19 protein-coding genes are annotated in these 21,865 nt (G+C 59.1%); 11 read left to right on the top strand and 8 right to left on the bottom strand.

The window, feature by feature from the left end; all coding sequences use genetic code 11:
* Positions 1-159 precede the first annotated feature (159 nt).
* Together H8F22_RS12435 and H8F22_RS12430 are read left to right on the top strand one after the other, a co-directional pair.
* Positions 160-2,535 (top strand): phosphoketolase family protein, encoded by a 2,376-nt coding sequence (locus tag H8F22_RS12435; RefSeq protein WP_194940223.1) that lies wholly within the window; start codon positions 160-162, stop codon positions 2,533-2,535.
* A 156-nt stretch (positions 2,536-2,691) separates the two neighbouring features.
* Positions 2,692-3,576, top strand: a complete 885-nt coding sequence (locus H8F22_RS12430; protein ID WP_194940222.1) for a universal stress protein — start codon at positions 2,692-2,694, stop codon at positions 3,574-3,576.
* 65 nt (positions 3,577-3,641) lie between these two features.
* Here H8F22_RS12430 and H8F22_RS12425 read toward each other — a convergent pair whose 3' ends face one another.
* Entirely contained in the window at positions 3,642-4,067 is a 426-nt protein-coding gene (locus tag H8F22_RS12425) for a potassium channel family protein (protein ID WP_027923597.1), read from the bottom strand.
* Positions 4,068-4,133: 66 nt separating this feature from the next.
* Entirely contained in the window at positions 4,134-5,972 is a 1,839-nt protein-coding gene (gene ftsH, locus H8F22_RS12420; RefSeq protein ID WP_194940221.1) for an ATP-dependent zinc metalloprotease FtsH, read from the bottom strand.
* A gap of 371 nt (positions 5,973-6,343) precedes the next feature.
* Between ftsH and H8F22_RS12415 the strand changes: the two genes are divergently transcribed.
* The 4 genes from H8F22_RS12415 to H8F22_RS12400 all read left to right on the top strand — a co-directional run bounded on the left by H8F22_RS12415 (position 6,344) and on the right by H8F22_RS12400 (position 11,013).
* Positions 6,344-6,577, top strand: a complete 234-nt coding sequence (locus tag H8F22_RS12415) for an Lpp/OprI family alanine-zipper lipoprotein (RefSeq protein WP_027923599.1) — start codon at positions 6,344-6,346, stop codon at positions 6,575-6,577.
* Positions 6,578-6,657: 80 nt separating this feature from the next.
* The gene (locus tag H8F22_RS12410) at positions 6,658-7,578 is read left to right on the top strand and encodes a universal stress protein (protein ID WP_194940391.1); all 921 of its coding nucleotides are present in this window, start codon (positions 6,658-6,660) and stop codon (positions 7,576-7,578) included.
* Positions 7,579-7,592: 14 nt separating this feature from the next.
* Positions 7,593-8,981: an MBL fold metallo-hydrolase RNA specificity domain-containing protein gene (locus tag H8F22_RS12405; RefSeq protein ID WP_228758760.1), complete on the top strand. Its 1,389-nt coding sequence runs from the start codon at positions 7,593-7,595 to the stop codon at positions 8,979-8,981.
* 628 nt (positions 8,982-9,609) lie between these two features.
* Positions 9,610-11,013 (top strand): MFS transporter, encoded by a 1,404-nt coding sequence (locus H8F22_RS12400; protein WP_027923602.1) that lies wholly within the window; start codon positions 9,610-9,612, stop codon positions 11,011-11,013.
* 276 nt (positions 11,014-11,289) lie between these two features.
* On the opposite strand, the gene H8F22_RS12395 is transcribed toward H8F22_RS12400, so the two are convergent.
* The gene (locus H8F22_RS12395; RefSeq protein ID WP_194940220.1) at positions 11,290-12,309 is read right to left on the bottom strand and encodes an AbrB family transcriptional regulator; all 1,020 of its coding nucleotides are present in this window, start codon (positions 12,307-12,309) and stop codon (positions 11,290-11,292) included.
* 202 nt (positions 12,310-12,511) lie between these two features.
* On the opposite strand from H8F22_RS12395, the gene H8F22_RS12390 reads away from it, so the two are divergent.
* Both H8F22_RS12390 and H8F22_RS12385 read left to right on the top strand, forming a co-directional pair.
* Positions 12,512-13,510, top strand: a complete 999-nt coding sequence (locus tag H8F22_RS12390; RefSeq protein ID WP_027923604.1) for a bile acid:sodium symporter family protein — start codon at positions 12,512-12,514, stop codon at positions 13,508-13,510.
* 34 nt (positions 13,511-13,544) lie between these two features.
* Positions 13,545-14,036, top strand: coding sequence for a metallophosphoesterase family protein (locus H8F22_RS12385; protein ID WP_059182780.1), 492 nt, complete (start codon positions 13,545-13,547; stop codon positions 14,034-14,036).
* Between the two features lies 1 nt (position 14,037).
* On the opposite strand, the gene H8F22_RS12380 is transcribed toward H8F22_RS12385, so the two are convergent.
* Positions 14,038-14,340, bottom strand: a complete 303-nt coding sequence (locus tag H8F22_RS12380) for a phage infection protein (protein WP_194940219.1) — start codon at positions 14,338-14,340, stop codon at positions 14,038-14,040.
* Between the two features lie 161 nt (positions 14,341-14,501).
* Positions 14,502-15,242: a response regulator gene (locus H8F22_RS12375; RefSeq protein ID WP_027923605.1), complete on the bottom strand. Its 741-nt coding sequence runs from the start codon at positions 15,240-15,242 to the stop codon at positions 14,502-14,504.
* Between the two features lie 259 nt (positions 15,243-15,501).
* Here H8F22_RS12375 and H8F22_RS12370 point away from each other — a divergent pair, with 259 nt between their 5' ends.
* On the top strand, positions 15,502-16,563 hold the full coding sequence (locus H8F22_RS12370) for an alpha/beta fold hydrolase (protein WP_059182782.1): 1,062 nt from the start codon (positions 15,502-15,504) through the stop codon (positions 16,561-16,563).
* A gap of 133 nt (positions 16,564-16,696) precedes the next feature.
* On the opposite strand, the gene ppnN is transcribed toward H8F22_RS12370, so the two are convergent.
* Complete coding sequence (ppnN, locus tag H8F22_RS12365) at positions 16,697-18,070, bottom strand: nucleotide 5'-monophosphate nucleosidase PpnN (RefSeq protein WP_027923607.1); 1,374 nt, start codon at positions 18,068-18,070, stop codon at positions 16,697-16,699.
* A gap of 216 nt (positions 18,071-18,286) precedes the next feature.
* On the opposite strand from ppnN, the gene H8F22_RS12360 reads away from it, so the two are divergent.
* Both H8F22_RS12360 and H8F22_RS12355 read left to right on the top strand, forming a co-directional pair.
* Positions 18,287-18,814 carry a DUF3087 domain-containing protein gene (locus tag H8F22_RS12360; protein WP_194940218.1) on the top strand — a complete coding sequence of 176 codons (528 nt, stop codon included), beginning with the start codon at positions 18,287-18,289 and terminating at the stop codon, positions 18,812-18,814.
* 114 nt (positions 18,815-18,928) lie between these two features.
* A complete protein-coding gene (locus tag H8F22_RS12355) occupies positions 18,929-20,506 on the top strand; it encodes a sensor domain-containing diguanylate cyclase (RefSeq protein WP_027923609.1) in 1,578 nt (525 codons plus the stop codon).
* Between the two features lie 2 nt (positions 20,507-20,508).
* On the opposite strand, the gene H8F22_RS12350 is transcribed toward H8F22_RS12355, so the two are convergent.
* Both H8F22_RS12350 and H8F22_RS12345 read right to left on the bottom strand, forming a co-directional pair.
* Positions 20,509-21,426, bottom strand: a complete 918-nt coding sequence (locus H8F22_RS12350) for a LysR family transcriptional regulator (RefSeq protein WP_027923610.1) — start codon at positions 21,424-21,426, stop codon at positions 20,509-20,511.
* A gap of 22 nt (positions 21,427-21,448) precedes the next feature.
* Entirely contained in the window at positions 21,449-21,823 is a 375-nt protein-coding gene (locus H8F22_RS12345; protein WP_027923611.1) for a DUF2784 domain-containing protein, read from the bottom strand.
* Between the last annotated feature and the right edge of the window lie 42 nt (positions 21,824-21,865).

The following is a 21,865-nucleotide window of genomic DNA, read 5'->3' as shown; positions in this document are numbered from 1 at the left end:
AATGCCCCGCGCGGATTGGGAGCCGAGATACAGGGGGCCCTCCGGCACCTTGACTGGCGCCGCCACTTTGAAACTTGATGTAAATCAAGTCCTGAGCGTTTCAGGCACCCAGAATCGACCCATGACAATCGGCAGGTCCGACGATGGGCGGGGAACTTCATGAGTAATTTTCTGAATGATGAGCAACTGGAAGGGCTGGACGCCTACTGGCGGGCTTCCAATTACCTGGCTGTCGGGCAGATCTACCTCAAAGATAACCCCTTGCTCAAGGTGCCCCTGACCCTGGCACACATCAAACCTCGGTTGCTGGGCCATTGGGGGACAACACCGGGGCTTAACCTGATCTACACCCACCTTAACCGCCTGATCAACCAGTACGACCTGAACATGCTTTTTATCGCAGGTCCCGGACACGGTGGGCCTGCGGTTGTTGCGCAGACCTATCTGGAGGGGACCTACACCGAATTCCGTCCATCGGTGGAGCGCAATACCAACGGCCTGATTCGTCTGTTTCGGCAGTTTTCCTGGCCGTACGGGATCTCCAGCCATGTGTCGGCACAGATCCCGGGCTCGATCCATGAAGGTGGCGAACTGGGGTATTGCCTGGCCCACGCTTACGGCGCCGCCTTCGACAACCCTGAGCTGATCGTTGCTTGCGTGATCGGAGACGGCGAAGCGGAAACCGGTACGCTGGCGGCCAGCTGGCACTCCAACAAGTTCCTCAACCCCGCACGTGACGGGGCGGTGTTGCCGATCCTGCACCTCAATGGCTACAAAATCGCCAACCCCACGGTGCTGTCCAGAATCAGTGAAGATGAACTGTCAGCCCTGATGTATGGCTATGGCTACGATCCTTATTTCGTTGAGGGCGATGATCCGGCGCAGGTGCATCAGGCCCTGGCCCGGACGCTGGATACGATGGTGCTGAAAATCCGCGAGATTCAGCGCGAGGCGCGCCAGACTCGGCAATCCGGAGCGCCAGAACGGCCGCTTTGGCCCATGTTGGTGTTGCGCACCCCCAAAGGCTGGACCGGCCCGAAATTCGTCGATGGCCTTCACGTCGAAGGCACCTGGCGTGCGCATCAGGTGCCTCTGGCCGATTTCCAGCAGCCGATTCATCTGCGGCAACTGGAGGAATGGCTCAACAGCTACCGCCCGGATGAACTGTTTGATGCCAATGGCGCCTTGCAGCCCGAAATCGCTGCACTGGCTCCCACCGGCCACCGACGCATGAGTGCCAATCCCCACGCCAACGGTGGCTTGCTGTTGCGGGCGCTGGACCTGCCGCAGTTCACCGACTACGCGGTGAAACTCGAGGAGCCTGGCAGCCGGCGCGCGGAGGCCACGCGGGTACTGGGCACGTTTTTGCGCGATGTGATGAAAAACAACCTGTTAACGAAAAACTTTCGTTTGTTCGGCCCGGATGAAACGGCCTCGAACCGACTGGATGCGGTCTACGAGGTCAGCGCCAAAGCCTGGATGGAACCGCTGGAACCAGACGATGTGAACCTGTCGGTCGATGGCCGGGTCATGGAGATCCTCAGCGAGCAGGTGTGCGAGGGCTGGCTCGAAGGCTATTTGCTGACAGGTCGCCATGGTTTGCTGTCCTGTTACGAGGCGTTCATCCATATCGTCGATTCGATGGTCAATCAGCATGCCAAATGGCTGAAAACCGCTGCCGAAGTGCCATGGCGCAAACCCATTGCTTCGCTCAATTACTTGCTGACGTCCCATGTCTGGCGTCAGGACCATAACGGCTTCTCCCACCAGGATCCGGGGTTCATCGATCTGGTGGCGAATAAAAAGTCAGACGTGGTGCGGATCTACCTGCCGCCCGATGCCAATTGCCTGTTGTCGGTGGCTGACCACTGCCTGAAAAGCCGCAATTACATCAACGTCATCGTCGCCGGCAAACAACCGGAGTGGCAGTGGCTGGATATTGATGCGGCCATCCGACATTGCCAGACGGGGATCGGCCGTTGGGACTGGGCATGCCGGGATGATCAGGACCCGGACGTGGTGATGGCCTGCGCCGGTGACGTGCCGACCCTGGAAACCCTGGCGGCAGTCACCTTGTTGCGCGAGTACGTTCCGGATTTGCGCGTCAGGGTGATCAATGTGGTCGACCTGATGGTGCTGCAGCCTTCCTTCCAGCATCCCCATGGTTTGCCGGACACGGCGTTTGATGAGCTGTTTACGGTCGATAAACCGGTGATTTTTGCCTTCCACGGGTACCCCGCGCTGATCCACCGCCTGCTGTACAAACGCACCAATCATGACAATTTCCACGTCCGTGGCTTCAAGGAGGAGGGCGCGACCACGACGCCGTTCGACATGGCCGTGATCAATAACCTGGACCGTTATCAACTGGCGCTGGACGTCATCGAGCGAGTTCCCCGTCTGCATGATCAACTGCAAAACGCGCGGTCGCGATACTGGTCGACGATGGAAAAACACAAGCTCTACCTCATCGAGCACGGGCAAGACATGCCCGAGGTGCTGAATTGGCAGTGGACGCCTGTGGTCGATGGCTGAGGTGGGGGGAGCTGATCTAAATCAAGGTCACGCAGGTGCCGCAGGAGGACTCTAAAGTCACGCTGGCGCCTGATCCAGCGAAACGCCACCGCGAGCCTGGGCAGCAGGCAGCAGGCAGCAAGCGACGTTCAACCCCCACCTGACTGGAGGCAGATCATGAGCCAGTATCAACGGTTGTTACTGATCATCAACCCGGCCCTGCGCCATTCCCAGGCAATCCATCATGCCGCAGCACTGGCCAAGGCCAGCCATGCGAATTTGCATATTGCCGCCTTGATTGCTCCGTGGAAAATGTTGTCACTGCTCGAGGAAGGCGACCGGAAAATGGCTCGGGAGCGGTATCTGCAGGACCATCAAGACTGGCTGAAGGAGCAGGCAAGAAACCTGCGTGACCGGGGGATCAATGTGACCACCGAGGTGGCATGGGCGGATGACTTGCCGCAAGACATTCTCGATCACGTTTCGGACATGCAGCCCGACCTGCTGATCAAGGAGGTTCAGCATGAATCGGTGCTCAAACGTGCTTTTTTCACGCCTCTGGACTGGCATCTGCTGCGTCACTGCCCGGTACCGGTTTATCTGGTGGGCGGGAGCGGCTTTGTCTTGCCACGCAGGGTTGTGGCGGCGGTCGAAGTGTCGGAAACCGAGTCTCCCGACGACGAGCTCAATGACCGGATCATCCAGCAAGCCAGCGGCCTCGCCATACAGTGTGATGCCGAGTTGCATTTGCTGTACGCCTGCGATATTTCCGCCGCCTTCCTGGCAGACATGGATGGCCTGACGCTGGCTGACCTGACCAAAGCGCTGCGCAGTGACCTGGAGAAGTCATTCCTCAAGTTGGCCGGTCGGTATGGGGTGGCCTCTGATCGTCGACATTTCATTTTAGGAAACCCCGTCAAAGCATTGAGCGAGTTTGCCTTCGATCATCAAGTGGATGTGATTGTGATGGGCAAAGTCCAGTCCCATGGAATGGATAAGCTTCTGGGCAGCACAACCGAGCATATTTTGTATCAGGTGCCTTGCAGCGTCTTGGCGGTCTGAAGAGGGCGGGGCGGTCAGACCCGACTGACCGGTGGGCGTGACAGAGAGCGCGAGGTCGGCGTTTGCTATTTGCGCTTCCAGTATTTCTGCATTTCAAGAAACAGAAACGAGGCCGTCCAGGTGATGAGTACCAGGCCGGTCAAGGCTTGCAGGCCGGTCAGGTATTTGAGATTGCCCACGGGCGAAATATCGCCGAACCCGATCGTCGTATAGGTCGTGAAGGAAAAATAGACGCAGTCCAGCAGAGAACCATCAAAGTTGCCTGTCAGGCCGCCCCATTCGCCGGAACGCACCATCAGGTAATAGACCAGCGCGAAGCACCAGACTTCCAGCGCATGGGCCAGCAGCGCGCCGAACACCCCGACAACAATCCTGAAGCGGCTCCAAAGCTTGAGCCGGGGCAGCCAATCGTTCAGGCGTAGCAGGCATTCGTAATGAATCACCACGACAACGATGACCACCAGTGTATTGATCAAGGTAACGGCCAGCATGGCAAACCTCCGGTGGCAGCGTAGGTGTGAAGGACTGCGCCAAAGGGGGGCGACAAGGGACGTTCCTCAGGCAGGTGCCACGTTCGGTTGTGTCGGGGCCTGGGCGGGATTGATCGGCATCAGTGGTGGATATTCTTGCGGCGTCAGGGTTTCTTTTTCCAGCAGCAGGCGTGCACCGGCATCCAGATCAGCCCGCCGACTGTGGAGTAAGGCTTTCGCCCGTCCATAAGCTTCATCGAGCAGGGCACGAATACCCAGGTCAACTTCCCTGGCGGTCTGTTCTGAATAGTCTCGCTCGCCGCCGCCCATATGTTCGCCCAGATACGTCGCGCTTTGCCGCTCCAGCACCGACTGCCCAAGTTCGTCGCTCATGCCAAAGCGGGTGATCAATTGCCGGGCGATATCAGTGGCACGGGCCAGGTCATCGGCCGCCCCGGTAGAAATCTGGCCATAAGCAAGGTATTCGGCGGCGCGTCCGGCCATCAGGACGACAATCCGGTCCTTGAGCATCTGGCAGCTGATGAGGAAGTGATCTTCGGTCGGTCGTTGCAACGTATAGCCCAGGGAACCGATGGCGCGAGGCACGATTGATACTTTGTGAACGGGGTCCATGGCCGGCAGGCTACTGGCAGCCAGGGCATGCCCCATCTCGTGATACGCCACCACCTGGCGCTCCTCGGGGCGTAGCAGGCTGCTCTTGCGTTCAACCCCCGCGATGATACGTTCCACCGCGGCAGTGAAATCGTCCAGGTTGACCGACTCTGCGCCGCGGCGAGTGGCGACGATGGCCGCTTCGTTGACCAGGTTGGCCAGGTCCGCGCCCGTGAAGCCCGTGGTGATGTCGGCAATACGCTCGCCATCCAGGCCCGGCTCTGTGGTGATCTTTTGCAGGTGGACCTTGAGGATCGCTTGCCGGCCTTTTCGGTCCGGGCGATCAATCAGCACCTGACGGTCGATCCGGCCGGCTCGCAGCAGCGCCGGGTCAAGGATCTCTGGCCGATTGGTCGCGGCCAGCAATACAACGCCCTCACGAGGATCGAATCCGTCCAGTTCCGCGAGTAATTGGTTGAGGGTTTGCTCTTTTTCGTCATTGCCGCCAAATGCACCAACGCCCCGCATTTTGCCCAGCGCATCCAGTTCGTCGATGAAGATGATGCAGGGCGCCGCCTCCCGCGCTTGTTCAAACAGGTCGTGCACTCGTGCGGCTCCCACCCCGACGAACATTTCGACGAACTCCGACCCCGAGATCGAGAAAAACGGCACACCGGCTTCCCCGGCGATCGCTTTGGCGACCAGGGTCTTGCCGGTTCCCGGCGGACCGACCAACAGGGTGCCTTTGGGGATGTGCGCCCCCAAGCGTGCGTATTTGGCCTTGTCCTTGAGAAAAGAAACGATTTCCACCAGTTCGGTCTTGGCTTCATCGATACCCGCCACATCGGCGAAGGTCACTCCGGTATCGCGCTGGACGAACACCTTGGCCCGAGACTTTCCGATGCTCATCAACCCTCCCATTCCTTGTTTTTCCGCCATTGAGCGAAACAGGAAATGCCAGACCACCATGATGAGGGCGAACGGCAGCAGCCAGCCCAGCAGGCCGCTCAGAAAGGTATTTTCGTTGACTCCGGCAAAGCTGGCACCCGAATGGGCAAGCTCCGCCGCCAGCGCCGGATCGACCCGTTCCGTCGAGAACAGGGTGTGCCCTTCGATAGGCTCTTGCAGTTTGCCGCTGATCTGACCTGCTTCGACCTTTAAGTCGCTGACCTTTTGCTCCTTCAGCAATTGCAGGAACTGGCTGTAGGGAATGTTCTGCACAACGTGACGATCGACAAACAGTAACTGAGTGAGGGTGAACACGACAAACGCGATCAGGAAGTAGGAGAGGTTCCACTGGTGTGTTTTTTTCATGACGTTCACTCAGCAAGAAGACAGGGGCAGGGCCGCCAGCCTTGAGTCGCCCGGAGGGCAACTTCTCTATTGGCAGCGTTGATTTCAGGCTTGAACTCAAGTGCTTCCAGGATGGTTTTACGCCAACTCAAGTTGCTCATGACAGCGCCCTCTGTTTCAGGTGCGGCCTTTAAGCCGCCTGGACCCGGTTCACTTTTTCTACGCCCCGGCGGCATAAAAACATTGAGTTAAATCAACAAGGCTTCAGTGAGCCACTCACTCACTGTCAGCGAGCTATAAGTTGACAAAAATCAGAGTGCGCAAGTGCTGGCGTCCGATACTTTGGCAATCCAGGTGAAGTACACCGCTGCGATAAACCGAGGGGAAAAGTCATGAGCAAGCGCTTGTCCTTTGTACTACTGAGTATCTTGTTGGCAACGACCGCCGGTTGTAGTCATCGGCACGCTCAGGAAATTGACGCGCGATTGGAGGCCGCTGAAAACAACGCCGCGACCGCTCGGCTGCGGGCCGATGAGGCGTACAACAAAGCGGAGCAAGCACAACGGGCTGCCGATGAGGCCAACCAGCGCGCCAATCGAATAACCGATAAAGCGAAACTTAAATAATCAGCCATGGCAGGAAGCCTCAGGCTGGACGGCGGGCTGGCCGTCAGTCAGGTAAAAGCGCTCGCGGGACGAGGTCTATGATGCTCAAACTTAAACGTATCCTGTTGATTGCCCCTTGCGAAATGATCCGCACCCCGGCGTTTGACCGCGCGCATGCGCTGGCCTGTGCCACGGGGGCGCTGTTGCACATCGTCGCATTCGATTATGTGCAGGTGCTGGCGGTGGCCGGGTTGTTTGATCACGATGCAATGGCTCAGGCGCGGGAGGGCTACCTGCAGGTGCACCGACACTGGCTGGAGCAACAAGCCCGGTTTCATCAATACATCGGTATGCAGGTCACCACCGAAGTCGTCTGGTCCAGGTCCACCCCTGCGCACATAGTGGAATACGTCAATGACTTCCATGCGGACCTGGTCATCAAGGACGCCACGCATGTGCCGGTACTCGACCGCGCGTTCCACCGGCCCCTTGACTGGCTGTTGCTGCGCGACTGTCCGGCGACCTTGCATCTGGTCAGCGACGCAAAAAATTCCAAGCCGATGAGCATTCTTGCGGCAGTCGATTTGTCCCATCTCGAAGAGCTGAGCCACGGGCTTAATGACCGGATTCTCGATCTGGCCTCGACAGTGGCGGCCTCCTGTGGCGCCGACTTGCACGTACTCAACGTCAGCAACTGGTCGGTGGTGGGGGATACCGAGAGAAGCGTGCCGACACTGAGCCTGGATAACAGTTTCAGCGATGCGATCAATGATGCTCAGCAAGAGGCCTTTGATGCGCTTGCCGAACGTTATTGCATCGACAAGAAACGCCGACATCTGCTGAAGGGCATCCCTCACAAGGTGATCGTGAAGTTTGCTCGACAACAGGCTTTTGACTTGGTGGTGCTGGGTACCGCCTATCATCACGGGATCGACCGGTTCATCGGCGGTACCGTCGAGAGTGTGCTGAACAAGGCGCCGTGCAGCTTGATGATCGTCAAGCCATCGCGCCCCCAAGGATGATCAAGGAGACGGCCATGCGAATGACATTTCTCGGTGCGGCAGGCACGGTCACAGGCAGCAAATACCTGTTGGAACACAGGGACCAGCATGTGCTGATCGATTGCGGCCTGTTTCAGGGCTACAAGCAACTGCGATTGCATAACTGGGACCCTTTTCAGCTGCCGGTCCGCGATCTCGACGCCATTGTGCTGACTCATGCTCATCTTGATCACAGCGGCTACTTGCCGGTGCTGGTGCGCAACGGTTATCGCGGGCCGGTTTATGCCACGGCGGCGACTTGTGAGCTGGTGAAAATCCTGCTGCGAGACAGTGGTCGCTTACAGGAAGAGGAAGCCGAGTTTGCCAATCGGCATGGCTACTCCAAACACGCACCGGCGCTACCACTTTACACCGAACAAGACGCTGAACGGGCGCTGAAGCTGTTGCGACCCCTGGAGTTGCATCACCCGGTGAACATTGTGCCCGGCATGAGCATTAAGTTGCGCGGCGCCGGGCACATACTGGGCGCCGCCACCGTCGAAGTGGTGGCCGATGGCGTAACGCTGGTGTTTTCCGGGGATTTGGGGCGGCCGAACGACCCGCTGATGTTCGCGCCGGAAACCATCGAACAAGCTGATTTCTTGCTCATTGAGTCAACCTACGGTGACCGTCTGCACCCTGACGAGCCTCCGGAGAAAAAACTGGCCGAGGTCATCAATCGCACGGCCATGCGTTATGGCATCACGCTGGTGCCATCGTTTGCTGTCGGGCGTGCTCAATTGCTGATGTATTACTTGTATCGGCTGAAACAGACGCATGCCATTCCAGACCTGCCGATCTACCTCAACAGCCCTATGGCGACAGATGTCACGCGCTTGTACCAGCGCTTTCGCAGTGAGCATCGGCTGTCGCTGGAGGACTGCGAAGGCATGTGCCTGGGCACACACTTTGTGCGGTCGACTCGTGACTCTATTAATTTGGATCAGCAGCGCACCCCGGCGGTGATTATCGCCGCCAGCGGCATGGCGACAGGAGGGCGGGTGCTGCACCACCTCAAAGCATTGGCGCCGAATCCGCTGAATACCCTGTTGGTCCCAGGCTTCCAGGCAGGAGGCACTCGCGGTGCGCAGATCGTCGCCGGTGCGCCGTCGGTGCGCATCCACGGTAAAGACGTGCCCATCCGGGCGGAGGTGGTGCCCATGGAAACGTTGTCCGCGCACGCCGACGCTGATGAAATCATCCAGTGGTTGCGCGGGTTCAAACGACCGCCGAAGCATACTTATGTGGTACATGGCGAGCCCAACGCCGCGGATGTATTGCGCCGACGCATCAGTCTGGAACTGGGGTGGTCAGTGTCCGTGCCCGAGTACCGCGACAGTGTCGAACTGACCCTTGACGATCAGCCATCAAGCCTGCCTCTCTGACTTAAAACGCCTCGCCGATGTCCCGGCGAGGCGCATTGTCCTGAATACATGCGTCGTCGTACAACATCGACGGATGACTTCAGTCCCCGCGTGTCACTAATATCGCCCGACGAACAACAAGCCGTGAAGCCCATCGCCAGAGCGTTCAGCGATGATTTGGCTTTTAAACGGGGGTGATTCTCTAGACCAACGGCAATTTTTCAGATTGACAGCGTCGTATGGGACTCGATATAAAAGGCACAGTTGTACGACGACAGACGATTAGCGATCTGTTCATCCTAAAAATAAGAAAGAGTGTCGGCCCATCATGAATTCAACCTGCGTCCTCACCTCGCTGAATGCCGCTGCTTCCGGTTCGTTCCTGACGCTTTACCCGTCTGCGCCATCTCGCCCGTCACAGGCGACTGTCCCGCCAAACGCTTCCTCGCATCACTACATGCCCGGCTTGCGCCATTGAGATCGCGCTACGCGTGAGTTAACCGATAGCGCAAAACGGCTAATCGCAAGACACGGCTGAACCTGACCAGCCTTGGCGCGGATTCCTCGCGTTTTGGCGATGCTCTACGACACAATTGATCTCGCTTGAAACCGAGAGATCATCACCATAATCCAATAATAAAGTGATGCCATGAATCTGAACGAGCCCATCAATGCGCAACGCGTCGGCCAGGCGGTCGGCAAATACCGCTGGACGATCTGTGCACTGTTGTTTTTTGCCACGACCGTCAACTATCTGGACCGCCAGGTACTCAGTCTTTTAGCGCCGCAGCTGTCGACGCAATTTGGCTGGAGTAACACCGACTACGCCAACATCGCCTCGGTTTTCCAGTTTGTGTATGCGATTTCCATGTTGTTCGCCGGCCGCTTCGTCGACAAGATCGGCACCAAGAAAGCGTACATGTTAGCGATTGGCATCTGGTCCACCGGTGCGGTGATGCACGCCTTTGCAGTGCCAATGGGTGAGGGCATCGGCTTCCTGAGCAGTGCGCTCGGGCTGGCTGTCATTCCGGTGTCCATTGCCGGTTTCATGTTGTCGCGGGCGGTTCTGGCGATTGGTGAGGCGGGTAACTTCCCGATTGCGATCAAGGCCACTGCGGAATACTTCCCGAAGAAGGAACGCTCGTTCGCCACCGGCATCTTCAACTCCGGCGCGAACGTCGGCGCGATCCTGGCGCCGATCTGCGTGCCATTGATTGCCGGCATTTGGGGCTGGGAAGCAGCGTTCATCGTGATTGGCCTGTTGGGCTTCGTCTGGGTCGCTGTCTGGATCGCACTCTACGAGAAACCGGAGCAGCAAAAACGTCTGTCGGCCGAGGAACTGGCCTACATTCGTGCCGATGAACCGGTGCAAGTGGTCACCCCGCAAGTGTCGGGTGTCGCTGCCAAAAAAGTATCGTGGTTCAAACTGCTGACCTACCGCCAGACCTGGGCGTTTGCCTTCGGCAAGTTCATGACGGACGGCGTGTGGTGGTTCTTCCTGTTCTGGCTGCCAACCTATCTGTCGGCGCAATACGAGATGAAGGGCGCGGCCATCGTTGCACCGCTCGCCGTGTTGTACAGCATGACGATGATCGGCAGCATCGGCGGCGGCTGGTTCCCGAGCTACTTCATGGCGCGCGGCGACAAGCCGTATGACGGTCGTATGAAAGCCATGCTGGTGATCGCGTTGTTCCCGTTGGTGGTGTTGTTGGCGCAGCCATTGGGTTACATCAGTTTCTGGGTGCCGGTGTTGTTGATTGGTGTAGGCGCGTCGGCGCATCAGGCGTGGTCGTGCAATATCTTCACGACCGTGTCTGACATGTTCCCGCAAAAAACCATTGCGTCGGTGGTCGGTATTGGCGGCATGGCGGGTGGTCTGGGCGGTGTGGTGATGACGAAGATCGGTGGTTACGTGTTCGACTACTACAAATCGATCAACGACATTCACACCGGCTACATGATCATGTTCGCGATCTGCTCGCTGGCCTATCTGGTGGCCTGGAGCGTGATGAAGGCGCTGGTGCCACGCCACAAGGAAATCACTGACCTGTAAAACGGCGGTCCATGCAGTAGAAAGCCCCGTCCCACATCAGTGGGGCGGGGCTTTTTCGTTTCGGGCATCTGATCCGTATTTTCCTGGTCCATCTGCCTCTGTAATGCACTCAGTTGCAGGCTCACAATGACGGCCTACCGCGAATTCACAATGTTGGAGGCTCCAATGGGCAAGATGGCAATTTTCCTCGGTGGTTTTCTGGTGTTGACCATTCTGATTGGCGCACTGGCCACCATCTCTCCGACTTAATCCTTTGCTCTGATACGCGACTGCCGGTCAAACATCCTCCCGCCAGCGCCGCGCCTGCACCACCAGTGCCGGCGCAAAGTGCAGCACCACCATGCGCACCAGGTGATGGGTGAGGATGAACACGACATTCAGCCCGCCGCTGAAGGCGACGAGGGCGATGGTCTCGATGGCGCCCGGCATGTACGCCAGCCATAGCGACAAGGGATTGCTGCCCAAAAACTGCCCGGCGACGCCGGCAAATGCGGCGGCGATCAGCAGCATCAGGCCGACCGACATCACGGCGGTACGGCCGTGATGCAGGAGTTCGCCGAAAGAGATGTCCTTGAATTTCGAACCAATCAGCGCGCCGAGCAGCACGGTCGCGAAGTCGACACTCCATGACGGCATGTGAAAGCCCTGCAAGTAACCGGACTTGAGGTAGGCGCCAGTGAGCACGATGGCCGTGAGCATGAACGGTGCCGGCACGCCGATGTTCAGCAGCAAGCGACCGAGCAACAGGCACAAGGCGATCAGCGACAGCAGGGGCAGTGCCATGCTCATGTCTTGCAGGTTGCTGTCGGCCATCGCCAGGTGGGTCTGTCCGGGAATGCAGAAGCTGACGAGAAGGGTGATGGCGAGCAGTCGCACCAGATGCACGACAATCACTTTGCTGGACGCGCGTTCGGATTCGAGCAAGTCGAATATCGCAGCAAGTGCGCCGGGGTAGACCGCCAGCAGCGAATCCTTGCGGTTCCATCCGGCGATTTTCAGCAGCGCCAGGCCGGCCACCGAGCTTTGCACCATCAGGCAAAACAGCATCAAACCGAGGCTGGGGAGCATGGCCGCGACGGTGTGGCTGTCCCACGCGGTAAACATCAGGCCGGTCGCGATCCCCAGTACGATCTGCACGTAGCCGAGGCCGAAACGCAGGGTAGCGGAGAAGTGCAGACGACTGGCGATCAATGCCGTTGCCAGAATCGACCCCAGCAACAGGCCATGGGGAATGCCCGCGTATTGCAAGGCACCGCCGACGCCGGTGGCGATCAGTAAACAGAACAGGGTTTTCATGAGTCTTCCTTGATCGTGAATAACCGACACTTCCATTCGGGCCCGGCATGTTTTCCCACTGAATGGCACCAGGCGTCAAGAACGCAGGTTGACTCGTCAGTCATGTCCGTTAGGCGACATCTCCTGGCTTACTAGCGTTAGTCGGTAATCCGCAGAAGCGTTAGAGTCGAGATCACGTTCCTGGCAAACCCGGATGCCCTCGATGACGCGCCCTCGCTTCCTACCCGACAACTTCACCCTGACCCTGATCGGCGTCGTGCTGCTCGCCAGTTTTTTGCCCGCCAGCGGTCAGGTCGCGGTGGGCTTTGGCTGGCTGACCAACATCGCCATCGCGCTGCTGTTTTTCCTGCATGGCGCCAAACTGTCACGCGAGTCGATCATCGCCGGCGCCGGCCACTGGCGCCTGCATTTGCTGGTGTTCAGCCTGACCTTTGTGCTGTTTCCGCTGCTCGGCCTGGCGCTCAAACCGGTGCTGTCGCCCCTGATCGGTGACGACCTGTACATGGGCATGCTCTACCTCTGCGCGCTGCCGGCCACGGTGCAGTCGGCCATTGCGTTTACCTCCCTGGCGCGGGGGAATATTCCGGCGGCAATTTGCAGTGCGGCGGCGTCCAGTCTGTTCGGGATCTTTATCACGCCATTGTTGGTGACGCTGCTGCTGAATGTGCATGGCGACGGCGGCTCGACGCTCGATGCGATTGTGAAGATCAGCGTGCAACTGCTGCTGCCATTCATTGCCGGGCAGATTGCGCGGCGCTGGATCGGTGCTTGGGTCGGACGCAACAAGGGTTGGCTGAAGTTTGTCGATCAGGGATCGATTCTGTTGGTGGTCTTCGGCGCGTTCAGTGAAGCGGTGAACGAGGGCATCTGGCAGCAAATCCCACTGTGGGAACTGGCCGGGCTGGTGGTGGCGTGCTGCGTGTTGCTGGGGCTGGTGTTGGTGGCCTCGACGGTGCTGGGCAAAGCCTTTGGTTTCAATGTGGAAGACCGCATCACCATCCTCTTCTGCGGCTCGAAGAAAAGCCTGGCCACTGGCGTGCCGATGGCCCAAGTGCTGTTCGCCGGCAGCACCATCGGCGTGTTGATCCTGCCGTTGATGCTGTTCCATCAGATTCAGTTGATGGTCTGTGCGGTGCTGGCCCAGCGCTACGCCAAACGCCAGGAATCGGTTGCCGAACTGATGGCACAAGTAGATCCTTGAACGCCTGAGTTCCAAGCGTCGTCTGGAGTTGTGCATGAAGGTTGGCGTGATCTCCGATACCCATGGCTTGCTCCGCGCCGAAGCGGTGGCGGCGCTGGAGGGCTGTGAGCGGATCATCCACGCGGGTGACATCGGCAGCCGCGATATTCTCGATCAACTGGCATCCATTGCTCCGCTGCAGGTGGTGCGCGGGAACAATGACCTGACCGAGCCTTGGGCGGCAGATCTCGAGGATCTGCTGCGCTTTGAACTGAACGGATGGGGCACGTTGCTGGTGCATGACATCGCCGATGTTCCGGCGTTGCTCGATGCTGACATCAAACTGGTGATCACTGGCCATTCGCACCAACCGCGCATCGAATGGCGCGACGATACGCTATTCCTCAACCCCGGCAGCGCGGGGCGGCGGCGCTTCAAGCTGCCGGTGACGCTGGCGTTGATTGAGGTGCTGGAGAGCTCGATGGAACCGCGGCTGGTCTCGTTACTGGACACCACTCAATCAAACTGCAGGGGATCTCTATTGTGACTCAATACCGCTGATATTTCGAACCGAACTCAGGGCGGTTCTCCGCCACCACCACACCAGCGCGAACGGCGTTGTTCGGACTGATCAGCGCCACGCGTTCACGCAGTTCTTGCAGCCGATCCGCACCGCCTTCAGCGACACGATTTTCGATCAATCGATCCGAACCACCTTCCACCAACCGTTGCTGATGCTGACTGTGGGACACGGCATGGGCGGTGTTCGCCGATGCCAGGTTAGACAGACCGAGACCACCGACCAGTGCCAGACCAAGTGCCAGGGACGAGACTTTCGAGAAGTTGAACATGGGTGATACTCCGTGCGTTTAGTGTGAGTGGGGCGGTAGCGGCTGCTATCCGGTGATCACAGTTAAACGCTCGGGTGTATCGGTGATGTGTGCTGTAACCCGTCGAAATCGGGGTTTGCGTATCTGTCGCGGGTTCTTATACAGACGGATACAAAACCCCATCAGGATTCGGCGCCGAGCAACTCCACCGGGTAGGAGAACACGTAGCCTTCGCTGCGCACGGTCTTTATATAGGTCGGTTCGCGCGAGTCATCAAGCAAGCGTTGGCGCAAGCGGCTCACCAGCAAATCGATGGAGCGATCGAACAGGTCGGCATCACGGCCCTGGGTCAGGTTGAGCAACTGGTCGCGGCTGAGCACCCGTTGCGGGTGATCGAGAAACACGCGCAGCAACCGGTATTCCGCGCCACTGAGGGCGACCATGGTGTCGTTTTCATCCAGTAAGTGGCGAGCCGTGGTGTCGAGACGCCAGCGGCCGAAACCGAGCAGACGACCGGTTTCGGTGATCAGCAGGTTCGGTGGCAGCATCCGTGTACGGCGCAATACCGCGTTGATCCGCGCGAGCAATTCGCGGGCGGCGAAGGGTTTGGTCAGGTAATCGTCTGCGCCCATTTCCAGGCCGAGGATGCGATCGGTTTCGTCATTACGAGCGGTGAGCATCAGGATCGGCGTGGCTTTGTGCTTGCCGGCGCGCAATTCACGGCACAGCACCAGGCCGTCATCGCCGGGCATCATCAGGTCCAGCACGATCAGGTCGACCTGATTGGTTTCCAGAAAATGGCGCATCTGCCGGCCATCCGCAACCACCGTGGTCCGAAGGCCGTTCTTCTTCAGGTAATTGCCCACCAGCTCGCGGATCTCGCGATCGTCATCGACGATCAGGATGTGGTTCACATGCTCCATTGCTCAACCCTCTTTTTTATTCGATTCGGAGAATTGTATCGCACTGTATCGCAGGCGCTGTTTGACACCTTACGCCTTAATAACGCGGTGTTGACGACACATGGCAGATACCTGCGGGCGATTAAATGGCTTCCATCGAGACAAGACGACTTGCCTCACCGCCACCGACTATCGTCACCGCGAGTGCGGCAATCAGGGCGGTTGATCCATCCACTGAGTCGTGCAAAACAACCGACAAATGACGGGTAGGGAAATCACTATGAAGATGAATGTGTTGAGCCGTAAAACCGAATCACGTCGCCGCTTCCTGGCACCAACGATGCTCGCTGTTGCGCTGATGCAGTTCGGTGTCCTCAGTGCCGCCACAGCGCAAGCCGCGACCCCGACTGCAGAGCCGGTGGTGGCGAACGTGGAGTCGCACGACTCGTTCGGGCCGCTGAAGCACGTCAAGGCTGGCTTGTTGAATGTGGCTTACGCCGAGGTGGGGCCTGCTGACGGTCCCGTGGTGATTCTCCTGCACGGTTGGCCCTACGACATCCACAGCTACAGCGAAGTGGCGCCGTTGCTGGCGGCCAAGGGGTACCGGGTGCTGGTTCCATACGCCCGGGGTTATGGCGACACGCAGTTCCTGTCGGACAAGACCCTGCGCAACGGCCAACCTGCGGCGCTGGCCAGTGACGTGATTGACTTCATGGATGCGCTGAAGATCAAACAGGCGGTACTCGGCGGCTATGACTGGGGTGCGCGTTCGGCGGACATCGTCTCGGCGCTGTGGCCGGAGCGGGTCAAGGCGTTGGTGTCGGTCAGCGGCTACCTGATCGGCAACCAGGCCGCAGGCAAGAACCCGTTGCCGCCCAAGGCTGAATTGCAGTGGTGGTACCAGTTTTATTTCGCGACCGATCGTGGCCAGGCCGGCTACGAAAAAAACCGTCACGACTTTGCCAAGTTGATCTGGCAGACGGCGTCGCCAAAATGGGTGTTCGACGACGCGACCTATGATCGCAGCGCTGCCGCGCTGAACAACCCGGACCATGTCGCGATCACCGTTTTCAATTACCGCTGGCGGTTGGGCATTGTGCAGGGCGAGCCGCAATACGAAGCGCTGGAACAGAAGTTGGCCACGGCGCCATCAATTACGGTGCCGACCATCACGATGGAAGGTGACGCGAACGGCGCGCCGCATCCGGCGGCCGAGGATTACGCCAAGCGATTTACCGGCAAGTATGAGTACCGGCTGATCAATGGCGGCATCGGCCACAACCTGCCGCAGGAAGATCCGCAGGCGTTTGCCAAAGCAGTGATTGATGCTGATCACCTGTAACCCCACTAACCCCCTGTAGGAGTGAGCCTGCTCGCGATGGCGGAGTGTCATTCAGCATCAATGCTGACTGATCTGGCCTCATCGCGAGCAGGCTCGCTCCTACAGGGGTAAAGGGTGTTAGTCGGATCGTGGGTTATGCCACGACCTGATAACACGGCACATACGCCGCGCCACCCGGCAGTTTCATCCGGTGCTGGGCGACGAACGCTTTGAGCAATTGATCCAGCGGACGCATGATCTGGGCATCGCCACGGATCTGATACGGCCCGTGCTGCTCAATCAGGCGGATACCCTTGTCCTTGACGTTGCCGGCGACAATGCCGGAGAACGCACGGCGCAGGTTGGCCGCCAGTTCGTGGGCCGGCATGGCCAGGCTCAGCTCCAGGTTGGCCATGTTTTCATGGGTCGGGTCGAACGGGCGCTGGAAGCCTTCGTCGATCTTCAGCAGCCAGTTGAAGTGGAACGCGTCATTGCGCTCGCGGCGGAACTGTTTGACCGCTTTGAGTCCCTGAGTCATCTGCCGTGCGACTTCCGCCGGATCGTCGATGATGATCTCGTAATGTTTCTTCGCCGCGTCGCCCAGCGTGGCGCCGACGAACGCGTCCAGTTGCTCCAGATACGGTGCGGCATGCTTGGGCCCGGTGAGGATGACCGGGAAGGGCAGGCCGTCGTTGTCCGGGTGCATCAGGATGCCGAGCAGGTACAGGAATTCTTCGGCCGTGCCCGCACCCCCCGGGAAAATGATGATGCCGTGGCCGACGCGCACGAACGCTTCCAGGCGTTTTTCGATGTCCGGCAGGATCACCAGCTCATTGACGATCGGGTTCGGCGCTTCGGCGGCGATGATTCCAGGTTCAGTCAAGCCGAGGTAGCGACCGCCGTGGATACGCTGTTTGGCGTGGGCGATGGTCGCGCCTTTCATCGGGCCTTTCATCACGCCGGGGCCGCAACCGGTGCAGATGTCGAGGCTGCGCAGGCCCAGTTCGTGGCCGACTTTCTTGGTGTATTTGTATTCTTCGGTGTTGATCGAGTGACCGCCCCAGCAGACCACGATCTTCGGTTCGACGCCGGGACGCAGTGTGCGGGCGTTGCGCAGCAGGTGGAACACGTAGTCGCTGATGCCCTGGGAGGTGCTCAGGTCGATGCGCTGGCTGTCGAGTTCGTTTTCGGTGTAGACGATGTCACGCAGGGCGCTGAACAGCATTTCACGGGTGCTGGCGATCATTTCGCCGTCGACGAAGGCGTCGGCCGGGGCGTTCAGTAGTTCCAGGCGTACGCCGCGATCTTGCTGGTGGATGCGGATTTCAAAATCTTTGTAGGCTTCGAGAATGGTCTTGGCGTTATCGACATGGGCGCCGGTGTTGAGAATGGCCAGGGCGCACTGGCGGAAGATGTTGTAGGTGCTGCCGGAACCGGCTTCGCTCAGTTGTTGGACTTCGCGTTGGGAAAGGGTTTCCAGGCTGCCTTTAGGGCTGACCGAGGCGTTGATTACTTGTCGTTGGGTCATTCAGTGATCCTTAAAACGATGTCACTCGCCGAACCGCGCGAAGGGCATCCGAATAGTGTGTATCCATGGATGAAGATGGCACGAACTGCGCTATACCGCCATGTCCCCCGTTTGACGATGAAAAGATGAAAAGGAGCCCCAGCATAGCTAAATCCCTCGCAGAGGCGATAATGCCTGGCTTTCTTTTTGTCTCTGCTCCCAAGGAAACCTGTCGCGATGTTCGAAATCCAGCCGCAGAACGCTCAAACCTATCGACAACAGACGCGCCGCAGTACGGTGATTATTGCCCTGATGTTCCTCGCGCTGGCGATGGTGCTGTCCACGGCGGCGGTGGCGGTGTTCGGTGAACCCGGCGGCGACAACCTGCGGTATAACGTCGGCGGTGTGTTTATCGCGGTGTTGCTGATGGTGGCGCTGATGCGCGGCAAGTTCTGGAACCAGCCATGGATGGCTGCGGCAGTCTACGGCTGGCAGCTCAAACGCAGCCTGATGAGCATCACCAACATCATGCATCAGGTCACCGCAGCGATGGCGACCGGTGATCCAGTGGCCATGAAACTGCTGCGTTTCTATCACCTGGGCCTGCACCAGATGCACGAGCTGGACGCCAACTCCAGCGACCACAGTCAGCTGGTTCGCGAAATGGATCAGCACAAGGCGCGAATGGAGGAACTGGGCATCGACACCGACCAGACCCGTCTGGATCCAGCCTGGCTTGAGGCGGTGAAGCAGGCGTCGAGATAAGGTTTCCCGACACAAACTCGTCACGGGGCCGGCAAATCACCTATCGTGTTTCTGATGCGACATCTAAAGGGCGAACAGGAAAAATCGCCCTGTCATAACAAATCAGGGACTGTCATGGGGAATCCGTCCATCAAAGATCCGATTGCAAACCCGCGTCCGGCCACGCCTTGGGTGCCCGGCCAGATCGAATCAAGGCTCAAGGTCCGCTATGCGGTAGTGCTGCTCGTGGCGGTGTGCCTGTCGATGACGGTGATCGTGTTCTGGGAAGCCTGGAACTCGCGCCAGTACCATCTGCAAGACAAAGAAGTGGCGATGTCCAACCTGGCGCAAACCCTGGCTTCGCAGGCGCAGGCGTCGATCAAACAGGCCGATACGCTGCTGTTTGCCTTGGTGGACCGCCTCGAAAACGAGGGCGTCGGCCCGCAGCAACTGCCCCGGTTGCAACGATTGCTCCGCGCTGAACGTGATGAGCTCAAACAACTGCATGGCTTGTTTGTCTACGACGAACAAGGGCGCTGGATCGCTAACTCCAATGGCGCAGAGGTGCCCAACGCCAACAATTCCGACCGTGAATATTTCATCTTCCATCGTGACCATACCGACCGTGGCCCACATATCGGTCGTTCGATAAAAAGTCGCTCGAGCGGTGAATGGATCATGACCGTGTCGCGCCGGATCAATTATCCGGATGGCCGATTCGCCGGGGTGGCGCTGGCCACGATCTATCTCAGTCATTTCCTTGAGCTGTACGACAGCATCGACATGGGCCAGAACGGGGTGATCAACCTGATTGCCGATGACGCCAGCATTGTTGTACGTCGGCCGTTCAAAGCGGCTGACATTGGCAGCAGCGTGGCCAAGGGGCCGCTGTTTACCCAACTGTTGCCTAAAGGCGATTCCGGCACGGCCACTGTCAAGTCGTTTGTGGACGGTGTGGAACGGGTGGTCGGGTTTTGGCGGGTCAGCGGTTATCCGCTGATCATCTTTACCGCGCTGGACAAGGAGGAGGTGCTGGCCAGTTGGCGCAAGGAGACGGCGCTGAGCGCGGGGATCGTATTGTTGCTGCTGCTGTTTCTGGGCGCGCTCGGTTATCGCCTCATTCACTTCATGAAGCAGCAACATCACTTTCAGCGCGTGTTGCTTGATGGCCAGGAAAAACTCATCGAGGTCAATCGCAGCCTTGAGCTGCTGGCCCTGGAGGACGCGTTGACCGGGCTGTCCAACCGGCGTCAGTTTGACCTGTTTATCCTCGCGGAAATGGGCCGCGCCCGGCGCACCCAGACCCACCTCGCGATGCTGATGATCGATGTCGATCACTTCAAGAGCTTCAACGACCGCTACGGTCACGTCGCCGGTGATGAGTGTTTGCGCCGGATCAGCTCGATCATCAAGGACAACATCAAGCGCCCCGGTGATCTAGCCGCCCGTTATGGCGGCGAAGAGTTCACGGTCGTGCTGCCTGGCACGGACTATGTCGGCGCTTTTCTGGTGGCTGAAAAAATCCGTCACGCCGTCCTGCTGGAGGACATTGAGCACCTGGACAGCGCAGAGGGCAGGGTGACCGTCAGTATCGGCGTTTGCGCCTACAACACGGCCTCGCAGGACCAGCCCGACGATGTGGTCACCGCAGCGGACAAGGCCTTGTATGTGGCCAAGTCCAGCGGGCGCAACATGAGCGTGATAGCCAATTGAGGTCAGATAAACCGGTCGCTGCCCTGGACCAGTTTGGTGGACAGGTACGACTGCTTGAGTTTTTCCAGCCACCACCCTAATGCCCGGCCGTCATGATCGCCGCGCCAGCCGGCGTACAGGATGTTCGGTTCGCGTGGGTCGGCCATCTGTTTTTCAACCAGCGTGCCGTTTTTCAGTAGCGAGCCCACCCGGTGCCGGGGCAGCCAGCCGACGCCCAGGCCATCGCATTGAGCGAGGACTTTGGCGCGCATGGTCGGCACCGCGAGCACCGGTTGGCCGCCCGACACGCCGTAGGTGCTGCCCTCGGTGACCCGCGACGAGTCCGCCACGACGATCGCCCGGTGCTGCGCGACCATGGCCCGGGAAATCGGTTCTTTGGCCTTGGCCAGCGGGTGTTTCGGTGAAACTGCGAACACCCACTCCATTTCCCCCAACTGCATCCAGCGCAGGGTCGGAATCGCCGGTGGCTCGTTGGTGGCGCCAATGATCAAATCCGCGCGCCCTTCACGCAGGGCTTCCCAAACGCCTTTGAGCACCTCTTGGGTGATGCGCAGCGGCACGCCGGATTCCAGCGCATCAAACTCATGGATCACCGGAATCAAGGTTTCGAATTCGAGCAGTTCGTCAGTGACAATCCACAGTCGGCTTTCCCAGCCGTTGGCCACTTGCTGCACCCGTTGGGTCAGGCGGGACACGTCCTGCATCAACCGCGCCGCTTCGTTCACCAGCAACTCGCCGGCCGGGGTGAGCTGCAAGCGGTAGCGACGGCGGTCGAAGAGCAGCGCGTCGAAGCGTTCTTCCAGTTGCCGCGCGGCGTAGGACACGGTCGACGGCGCCTTGCCCAGGTGCGCTGCGGCCCGCGACAGGCTGCCGGTTTCGCGGATGGCCTGGAGCAAAGTCAGGTCTTCAATCGACAGCATGGGTTCATCCTCGGCGTTGGTTTCAGGCGGCCCGGCGCAGTTTCCACTGCCTGAACAACCGACGATAGACCAGCACGTTGATCGCCAGCACCACGCTGCCCAGCGCCAATTGAATCGGCGGCGTCAAGCCGGCGGGGTAAATCACCGGCCAGATGTAGTGCTCGATAAAGCCACCACCGTAGCCGGTTTGCCCGGCGGCCTGGCGCATGAGGTTTTCCCACGGGGTCAGCGGGCAGGTCAGGTGCAAGACTTCGACCATCACACCCCACGCAGCAGCAGGCAGGTGGGCCCAGATCAGCGGCCGCCATTTGAGTACCAGCAGCCCGCCGAACAGCACGAACAGAATGAACAGCAGATGAAACAGCACCAGCCCGTCGGCGGCGATCCGGTAAAACATGTCGACTCCGTGACCTGTTGGCGAATCGCTTCATGGTACTCG

The organism is Pseudomonas mucoides (assembly GCF_015461845.1).
GTDB lineage: Bacteria > Pseudomonadota > Gammaproteobacteria > Pseudomonadales > Pseudomonadaceae > Aquipseudomonas > Aquipseudomonas mucoides.
The sequence above is the reverse complement of the archived record's forward strand: the minus strand, read 5'-3'. Positions and strand labels throughout refer to the sequence as shown.